General features: G+C 73.6%; 8 protein-coding genes and 1 pseudogene. 5 read left to right on the forward strand and 4 right to left on the reverse strand.

Translation table 11 applies throughout. The features are described 5' to 3' along the window. The 4 genes from GT042_RS00700 to GT042_RS00715 form a co-directional block, all read left to right on the forward strand. Positions 1 to 459: siderophore-interacting protein (locus GT042_RS00700; RefSeq protein ID WP_161306741.1), on the forward strand; the 459-nt coding region annotated here is incomplete at its 5' end. 168 nt (positions 460 to 627) lie between these two features. Beyond that, positions 628 to 1,212, forward strand: a complete 585-nt coding sequence (locus GT042_RS00705) for a sigma-70 family RNA polymerase sigma factor (protein WP_161306742.1) — start codon at positions 628 to 630, stop codon at positions 1,210 to 1,212. Next, positions 1,209 to 1,982 (forward strand): anti-sigma factor, encoded by a 774-nt coding sequence (locus tag GT042_RS00710; protein WP_161306743.1) that lies wholly within the window; start codon positions 1,209 to 1,211, stop codon positions 1,980 to 1,982. The genes GT042_RS00705 and GT042_RS00710 overlap by 4 nt, the downstream gene beginning before the upstream one ends. A 12-nt stretch (positions 1,983 to 1,994) precedes the next feature. Then, complete coding sequence (locus GT042_RS00715; RefSeq protein WP_161306744.1) at positions 1,995 to 3,350, forward strand: deoxyribodipyrimidine photo-lyase; 1,356 nt, start codon at positions 1,995 to 1,997, stop codon at positions 3,348 to 3,350. A 66-nt stretch (positions 3,351 to 3,416) separates the two neighbouring features. On the opposite strand, the gene GT042_RS00720 is transcribed toward GT042_RS00715, so the two are convergent. The 4 genes from GT042_RS00720 to GT042_RS00735 are packed head-to-tail and all read right to left on the reverse strand — an operon-like array spanning position 3,417 to position 7,604. Then, on the reverse strand, positions 3,417 to 4,235 hold the full coding sequence (locus GT042_RS00720) for a DUF1295 domain-containing protein (protein ID WP_161306745.1): 819 nt from the start codon (positions 4,233 to 4,235) through the stop codon (positions 3,417 to 3,419). Continuing rightward, the gene (locus GT042_RS00725; RefSeq protein ID WP_161306746.1) at positions 4,232 to 5,545 is read right to left on the reverse strand and encodes a cyclopropane-fatty-acyl-phospholipid synthase family protein; all 1,314 of its coding nucleotides are present in this window, start codon (positions 5,543 to 5,545) and stop codon (positions 4,232 to 4,234) included. The genes GT042_RS00720 and GT042_RS00725 overlap by 4 nt, the downstream gene beginning before the upstream one ends. An 11-nt stretch (positions 5,546 to 5,556) precedes the next feature. Beyond that, positions 5,557 to 6,279, reverse strand: a complete 723-nt coding sequence (locus GT042_RS00730) for a DUF1365 domain-containing protein (protein WP_161306748.1) — start codon at positions 6,277 to 6,279, stop codon at positions 5,557 to 5,559. A 47-nt stretch (positions 6,280 to 6,326) separates the two neighbouring features. Further along, positions 6,327 to 7,604 carry an FAD-dependent oxidoreductase gene (locus tag GT042_RS00735; RefSeq protein ID WP_161306747.1) on the reverse strand — a complete coding sequence of 426 codons (1,278 nt, stop codon included), beginning with the start codon at positions 7,602 to 7,604 and terminating at the stop codon, positions 6,327 to 6,329. Positions 7,605 to 7,855: 251 nt separating this feature from the next. Here GT042_RS00735 and GT042_RS00740 point away from each other — a divergent pair. Continuing rightward, positions 7,856 to 8,335: pseudogene (locus GT042_RS00740) on the forward strand (molybdopterin-binding oxidoreductase); the annotation flags it as partial.

Genomic DNA, 8,335 nt, shown 5'->3' on the forward strand with positions numbered 1-8,335 from the left:
GGCGGCGGGTACGCGCCGGACCCCTCGGCGGACTGGCACCTGCTGGCCGGTGACGAGAGCGCCCTGCCTGCGATCGCGGCGGCCCTGGAGCGGGCCCCGGCGGGCGCGACCGTGCACGCCTTCGTGGAGATCTCGGGTCCCGGGGAGGAGCAGAAGATCGCGACGCCGGACGGGTTCGAGATCCGCTGGCTGCACCGCGGGGACCGGCCGGTGGGCGAGGCGCTGGTGGCCGCCGTACGGGCGTTGGACTTCCCGGCGGGCGACGTGCAGGCCTTCGTCCACGGCGAGGCGGGCTTCGTGAAGGAGCTGCGCCGCCATCTGCGGCTGGAGCGGGAGATCCCGCGCGAGCGGCTGTCCATCTCCGGGTACTGGCGGCTCGGCCAGAGCGACGAGGCGTGGCGCGCGGCCAAGCGGGAGTGGAACGAGCAGGTGGAGCGGGAGCAGGAAAGCGCGTCCTGAGCCGGCCTGGCGCCGCACGCCGTCAACTCGGCGCCGCGAGCCGCCTCCGCCTCCGCGTCACGCGGGAAAAGAAATTCGACGAAAGTGGCCCCCTGACCAATCCGCCCGGGCCACCGTTCCGAACCCTCGTCGAACCCCCCGCCCGGGACGCATCGTGGAGGACGCCGCGTGAAGGAAGCAGTACACATCGGCGGCCCCGCTTCGGCGGGGCCCGACCTTCAGGAGTTGCTGGGGCAGGTCGCCCGGGGCGACCAGGAGGCGTTCTCCCGCGTGTACGACCAGGTCTGCGGGCCCGTCCTGGGCCTCGTGCGCTCCGTCCTGCGCGATCCGGCCCAGTCGGAGGAGGTCGCCCAGGAGGTGCTGCTGGAGGTCTGGCGTACCGCCCCGCGCTTCCGCCCCGCCCGGGGCTCCGCCATGACCTGGGTCATGACCCTCGCCCACCGCAGGGCGGTGGACCGGGTGCGCTCGGCCCAGGCGTCCAGCGACCGCGAGCACCGGGCCGCGCTGCTGGACAGGACCCCGGCCTACGACGAAGTGGTCGAGCAGGTCGAGGCCGGCCTCGAACGTGAACAGGTGCGCCGCTGTCTGCGTACTCTCACCGAACTCCAGCGCCAGTCCGTGACGCTGGCGTACTACCAGGGGCTCGCCTACCGCGAGGTGGCCGAACTGCTGTCCGTACCGCTGGGCACGGTCAAGACCCGGCTGCGCGACGGACTGATCCGCCTGCGCGACTGCTTGGGGGTGAGCGCATGACCACCGCGGATCTGCACACGCTGACCGGCGCCTACGCGCTGCACGCGCTGGCCGGCGACGAGGAGGCCGCCTTCGAACGGCATCTGGAGGTCTGCCCCGCGTGTGCCCAGGAGGTACGTGAACTGGCCGCCACGGCCGCCCGGTTGGGCCGGGCCGTGACGGTGGTCCCGCCCCCGGCGCTCAAGGAGCAGGTGCTGCGCCGGATCGCCACCGAACGCCAGGACCCGCCCAAGGTCGCCCCCCACCCCCGGGGCGGCGGGGGCGGCGGCGCCGCCCGGGGGCGCGCGCTGTCCCGTTTCGTCCTGGCCGCGTGCCTGGCCGCCGCCGTCGGGTTCGGCGGGATCGCGGTGTGGCAGCACCAGGAGGCGCGGGACGCCCGGCAGCGGGCCGAGGCGTCCGACAACCGGGCCCAGCAGCGGTCCGAGGCACTGGCCGCCATACTCGCCGCGCCCGACGCCAGGATCAGCACGGGAAAGCTGACGGACGGCGCGACCGGCACCGTCGTGGTCTCCCGCGACCAGGACCGGGCCGCGTTCATCGCGTCGGGGCTGCCGAGGACGCCCGCCGGGAAGGTCTACCAGCTCTGGTACGACGACGGCGGAAAGATGCGCGCCGCGGGTCTGTTGCACCCGTCGGCGGGCTCCGATGCGGTACTGATGGCGGGGTCCGTCGGTTCGGCCTCCGGGATGGGGATCACGGTGGAACCGGCCGGCGGATCGGTGGCACCCACCACCGACCCCCTGGCCGTGATGGCCTTCCCGAGCGCGTAAGGACGCACGTCCATGAGTGTTGCGGTGGTGCTCTTCACCTCCGACCTGCGGGTGCACGACCAGCCGGTGCTCCGCGCCGCCCTGCGCGGCGCGGACCAGGTGGTGCCCTTGTTCGTACGGGACGAGGGGGTACGGGCGGCGGGCTTCGACGCGCCCAACCGGCTGGCCTTCCTCGCCGACTGCCTGGGCTCGCTGGACGCCGCCCTGCGTCAACGCGGCGGCCGGCTGGTCGTCCGTACGGGGGACGCCGTCGACCAGGTCTGCCGGGTGGTCCAGGAGACCGGTGCCCGGCGGGTCCATGTCGCGGCGGGGGTGAGCCGGTACGCGACGGCCCGCGAGGAGCGGTTGCGTACGGCACTACGGGGCATCGGCTGCGCGCTGGACGTGCAGGAGGCCGTCATCACGGCCCTGCCGCCCGGCCAGATCACCCCGGCGGGCGGTGACGCCTTCGCCGTCTTCACCCCGTACTTCCGCCGCTGGTCGGAGACGCGGCTGCGCGAGGTGCTCGCCGCGCCCAGGACCGTACGGGTCCCGGACCTCGCGAGCGATCCGCTGCCGCGGCGCGCGGACGCCGGCCGGGTCTCCCCCGGCCTCCCCGAGGGCGGCGAGACCGTGGCGCGCAAGCGGCTCACGACGTGGCTGGCCGACGGGATCGAGTCGTACGAGGACCGTCACGACGACCTGCCGGGCGACGCCACCTCCCGGCTCTCGCCCTACCTGCACTTCGGCTGCCTCTCCCCGGTGGAGGGCGTCCACCGGGCACGGGAGAAGCAGGGCGCGGGCGCCGAGGCGTTCGTACGGCAGCTGGCCTGGCGGGACTTCCACCACCAGGTGCTCGCCGCCCGCCCCGAGGTGTCGTGGTCCGACTACCGCCCGCGCGGCGACCGCTGGCGTTCGGACCGGGACGAGATCGCCGCCTGGCGGGAGGGCCGCACGGGCTACCCGGTCGTGGACGCGGCGATGCGCCAACTGACGCACGAGGGCTGGATGCACAACCGGGGACGCCTGCTGGTGGCGAGCTTCCTGACCAAGACCCTTTACGTGGACTGGCGCGTCGGCGCCCGCCACTTCCTGGACCTGCTGGTGGACGGCGACCTGGCGAACAACCAGCTCAACTGGCAGTGGGCGGCGGGCACGGGAACGGACACCCGGCCGGGCCGCGTCCTCAACCCCCTCACCCAGGCGGCCCGGTTCGACCCCCGGGGCGACTACGTCCGCCGCTGGATCCCCGAGTTGGCGGACGTGCCGGGCAACGCGGTCCACCGCCCCTGGCTCCTCCCACCCCCGGACCGCGCGCAACTCACCTACCCGGCCCCGATCGTGGACCTCGCGGAGGGCCGCGACCGCTTCGCCCGCTCACGGGGGTAGCGGGCGGAGGCACGGGGCGCCCGGCCCTGCTGGGCGCCCCGTGCCGTACGTCAGGCCCGTGCCGCGTCAGCCCCGCCCCGCGCCCCCGCGTGGGGGCCGGGGGAAGAAGCCGCTGGTTCTGGCGCGGTACTCGGCGTAGCCGGGGCGGTCGGCCATGTGGCGTTCCAGGAGGCGTTTTCCGCTGCCGTTGATCAGGAGGTAGCTCATCACCAGCGGGCCGGCCACGGTCGCCGCGGCCACCGCCGGGTTGTCGCAGACGAAGAGGAACAGGCCCCACCAGACGCAGAAGTCGCCGAAGTAGTTGGGGTGACGGGTCCAGCTCCACAGGCCGCGGTCCATGAGGCGGCCCCGGTGGGCGGGGTCGGACTTGAAGCGGGCCAGCTGGTGGTCACCCACCGCCTCGAAGAACAGGCCGGTCAGCCAGAGGACGGCTCCCGCGTACGCGACCGGGCCGACCGGGCCCCGTACGTACTGCGCGGCCTGCACCGGCAGCGAGACCAGCACGACCAGGGCGCCCTGGAGGAGGTAGACCATGCGCAGGGCGTAGAGGTTCCGGGGGCCGGGGGCCTTGGCGAGCATCTTCTCGTACCGCTCGTCCTCCCCGTGGCCCCGGCCGCGCGCCGCGATGTGGCCCGCCAGCCTCACCCCCCAGACGACGGTCAGTACGGTCACGGCCAGCCGCCGCGCGTCGTCCCCCTCCCCCGCCGACGCGGCGTACGAGACGAGCGCGACGGCGGCGAAGGCGAGACCCCAGGCGACGTCGACGATCCTGTGCAGGCCCTTGACCACGGCGAGGGCGAAGGTCAGCAGCATGACGGCGAGGGCGGCGGCAGCCGCGTACCCGACGCCTTGGCCGAACTCCCCCCACGGGTAACCGTCGTTCATCGGGTGTCCCCCTCCCCCGGCCTGGTCAGCACCATCTGCTGCACATCCAGGTACCCGGAGCGGAAGCCCGCCTCGGAGTAGGCCAGGTAGAACGTCCACATCCGCCGGAACGTCTCGTCGAAGCCCAACGCCTCCACCCGCGCGGCCTGTTCGGTGAAGCGTTCGCGCCAGAGCCGGAGCGTCTGCTCGTAGTGCGGTCCGAAGCCGTCCCGGTCGGTGACCCGCAGGGCGGTGTGTTCGGCGGTGATCGACTCGATCGCCTCGACCGACGGCAGGAAACCGCCGGGGAAGATGTACTTCTGGATCCAGGTGAAGGTGTCCCGGGTCGCGAGCATGCGGTCGTGCGGCATGGTGATCGCCTGGAGGGCGATCCGCCCGCCGGGCGCCAGCAGCCGGTCCAGCGTCCGGAAGTACTCGGGCCAGAACTCGGCGCCGACCGCCTCGATCATCTCCACGCTGACCACGGCGTCGAACGTGCCCATCACCCGCCGGTAGTCCCGCAGGAGGACGGTGACGTTCTCCTCGTACCCCGCCGCCCTGATCCGCGCCTGGGCCAGGTCCCGCTGCTCCTCCGAGAGGGTCACGGTGATCACACGCGCGCCGCGCCCGGCCGCCCGGATCGCCAACTCGCCCCAGCCGGTGCCGATTTCCAGCAGCTGCGTGCCCAGTCCGACGCCGGCCCGGTCCAGCAGCCGGTCGATCTTGCGGCGCTGCGCGGCCGCCAGGAGGGACCGGTCGGCGGGGAAGCTGCGGAAGAGGCCGGAGGAGTACGACAGGGTCTCGTCCAGGAACAGCGCGAAGAGGTCGTTCGACAGGTCGTAGTGGCGGCTGATGTTGTCGCGTGAGCCCTCGGGGGTGTTGCGCTGGGCGGTCGGCTGCTTCGACGCCCAGACGGAGCGCAGCCGTTGGAGCGGGGCGGGGATCAAGTACGCGGCACGCTCGGCCAGTACGGTGAGCGCGCCGACCAGGTCCGGTGCCTCCCACTCCCCGGCCATGTACGACTCGCCGAAGCCGATCAGCCCGTCGGCGCCGATCCGGCGGAAGAACGCCGCCGGGTCCCGTACCTCCACCAGCGGACCGCCCAGACCGAGCGTCTCCGTGGCGCCGAGCCGTACCCGCAGGGGCAGTTGGCCGAGGGCGCGGCGGAGGATCCGCTCCGCGACGGCGGTACGGATCCGCGAGGTACGGGGGGCACGGGCCACGTCGGGCCAGCGGTGCTCGTCCACGGCGTGTGGCGTCCGGTCCGGCGAGGCGGTGGCCGGGGCCGACGCTGACGACGAAGACGACGCTGACGAAGATGACGAGGTCATTGAGGACAGACTCACTTCACGCCCTCCTGGGCACGGTGATGGGGACGGGGACGCACGGGCAGCCCGCGCAGGTACAGCCGGATGCCGTGCAGACGGATCGCGGCGGAGACGACGGCGGTCGACCACGGGTGGCGCACCGCGAGGCGCAGCAGGGCCGGGACGGTGGCGGGGCGGCGCTCGCCCTGCACGGTCGCGGTGAACGGCGATCCGCCGGAACGGTTCAGACGGACCGTCAGGCTGAGCCGTTCGTCCGGTTCCGGCAGCCGCATGGAGTAGCCGCCGTCGACGGGGAAGAACGGCGAGACGTACAGCTCCTTGGCGACCTCGGCGCGCCCTCCGGCGTCCGGGCGCAGCAGGTAGCAGTGGCGTTCGCCGTACGTGTTGTGCACCTCGGCCACCACACACAGCGGTTCGCCGCCGGGGCCGTGGCACCAGTAGAGGCTCAGCGGGTTGAAGACGTACCCGAGGACCCGGGCGTGGGCGAGCATCGTCACGCGCCCGCCGGCCAGTTCGACCCCCTGGGCGGCGAGGAACGCCTCCAGGCCGGCGCGGATCGTCGGGCGGGTGCCGCCGAAGTGGTCGCGGCTGTCGAAGCGGGCGAGCGGGCGCAGCAGCCGTGGCAGGCGCGGCGGGTGGTCCGGGTCGATCAGCCACATGTACGTCCGGTGGCGCAGCGCGTAGCGGCGGGGCGCGGTCCTGACGTGGCTGATCCGGCAGGTGTAGAGCGCGGGCAGGGCGACGGGCGGGGCACCGGGCTCGCCGCCGGGTGCCGGGGCGCCGCTCACCACGTCACTCCCAGGGCGGCGGCGGCCAAGACCCCGGAGCGGCAGCCGTCCTCGTGGAATCCCCAGCCGTGGTACGCCCCGGCGAACGCGGTGACCGGGCCGCTCAGCGCGGGGAGCCTGCCCTGCGCGGTCACCGACTCCGGTGTGTAGACGGGGTGTTCGTACACCATGCGGGCGATCACCCGCTCCTGGTCGACGTGGTCGGCGCCGTTCAGGGTGACGACGTACGTCTCGGGTGCGTCGAGGCGCTGGAGGCGGCTCATGTCGTAGCTGACCCGTACGGCTCCGGAGTCCGCGTCGCAGGACGGCATCAGGTAGTTCCAGGAGGCACGGGCACCCCGGGCGCGTGGCAACACGCTGGTGTCGGTGTGCAGTTGGGTGGGGTTGCGGGAGTACCGGAACGCGCCGAGGACCTGGCGCTCGTCGCCGGTGGCGTCGGCCAGGAGTCGCAGTGCCTGGTCGGGGTGGACGGCGACGACGACGGAGTCGTACCGCCGCACGTCCCCGTCCTCGGCGGTGATCTCGACCCCGTCCGCGAGGCGCCGTACGGCCCGTACCGGAGTGGTGGTGCGGGCTGCGGCGAGCTGCTTGGCCAGCCGGTCGACGTACACCCGCGAACCACCGCTCACGGTGCGCCACTTGGGCGAGCCGCCGACCGACAGCAGACCGTGGTGCGCCAGGAAGCGGAACAGGTAGCGGGCGGGGTAGCGCATCGCCGTCCGCGCGTCGCAGGACCAGACGCAGGAGACGAGCGGGGTCACGAAGTGCGAGACGAAGTACGGCGAGAAGCGCCCCTCGGCGAGGAACTCCCCCAGGGTCGCGGTGGCTTCGGCGCCCACCGGCGCGTCCAGCAGCCGGCGGGCCCGCCGGTGGAAGACCGGGACCTCGCCGAGCAGGCGCAGATAGCGGGGGCTGAGGGCGTTGCGCGGCTGGGCGAACATCCCGGCGGGGCCGCGGGCGCCCGCGTATTCGAGGCCGCACCCGTCGCACCGTACGGACATGCTCATCTCCGACTCCTGCGTGCTCACGCCCAGTTCGACGAAGAGCCGCAGGAGGTAGGGGTAGGTCCGCTCGTTGTGCACGATGAAGCCGGAGTCGACGTGGTGCACCCGGCCGTCGGCGGACGGGACGTCGTGGGTGTGGGCGTGGCCGCCGAGCCGCTCGTCCGCCTCGTACACCACCACGTCGTGCGCGCGCCGCAGGACGTACGCGGCCGTCAGCCCCGCGATCCCGCCGCCGATCACCGCCGTACGCCGGCGCTGGTCACCGCTCATGTCGCTCCTTGCCTCGGGGGTCGTGCTGGATGCTCGGGCGTGTCCGCGGGCACAGCCCCTCACTGAGCATTCGAGGCGGAGGGGGCGGGGGATTGGTGGGGGACGGGATCTTTCTTGCCGTCCCCCCGACTTTTAATTCTTTGGAGTGACGGACCAATCCACCTTGCTTCCCGTGCCGAATAGCCGCCGTGAGCAAAGATCGGAAAGTCCTCTTCGGCCGGGGTGGCCGCCCCGGCCGGCCGGCGCGTCTGCTGCGGTACGCGGCGGCCGCGTCGAGCGGGCTGGTCGCGGGGCTCGCCGCGCTGTGTGTGGCGGAGCTGGTGTCGGTGGCGGTACGCCCCGAGGCGAGCCCGGTCACGGCGGTCGGCGGGGCCTTCATCGACCGCACCCCGCCGTGGCTCAAGGAGTTCGCGGTACGGAACTTCGGGACCGACGACAAGCTCGTGCTCCAGCTCGGCATCCTGGCCGTGCTGGGGCTCTTCGCCCTGGCGGCCGGGGTGTTCGCGGCGGGCCGCCGGGGGGCCGGTTCCGCGGTGGTGCTGGTGTTCGGCGTGGTCGGGGCCTGGGCGGCGGTGGAGCGTCCTGACGGGCATCTGCCGGACGCCTGGCCGTCGGTGGTGGGGGCGGTGGTGGCGGCCGGGGTCTTGTACCTGCTGGCCGGCACGCTGGCCCCGCGACCCGCGCCGGGGGCGCGCAGGGTACCGGCAGCAGCGGGGGACGGCGAGCCGGCC

The sequence above is a fragment of the Streptomyces sp. SID3212 genome, assembly GCF_009865405.1.
In the GTDB taxonomy this organism is placed as follows: domain Bacteria; phylum Actinomycetota; class Actinomycetes; order Streptomycetales; family Streptomycetaceae; genus Streptomyces.

Coding starts and splice junctions, on each gene's coding strand:
- GT042_RS00710 (WP_161306743.1), top strand. CDS start 1,209: ATGACCACCGCGGATCTGCACACGCTGACCGGCGCCTACGCGCTGCAC.
- GT042_RS00715 (WP_161306744.1), top strand. CDS start 1,995: ATGAGTGTTGCGGTGGTGCTCTTCACCTCCGACCTGCGGGTGCACGAC.
- GT042_RS00720 (WP_161306745.1), bottom strand. CDS start 4,235: ATGAACGACGGTTACCCGTGGGGGGAGTTCGGCCAAGGCGTCGGGTAC.
- GT042_RS00725 (WP_161306746.1), bottom strand. CDS start 5,545: ATGACCTCGTCATCTTCGTCAGCGTCGTCTTCGTCGTCAGCGTCGGCC.
- GT042_RS00735 (WP_161306747.1), bottom strand. CDS start 7,604: ATGAGCGGTGACCAGCGCCGGCGTACGGCGGTGATCGGCGGCGGGATC.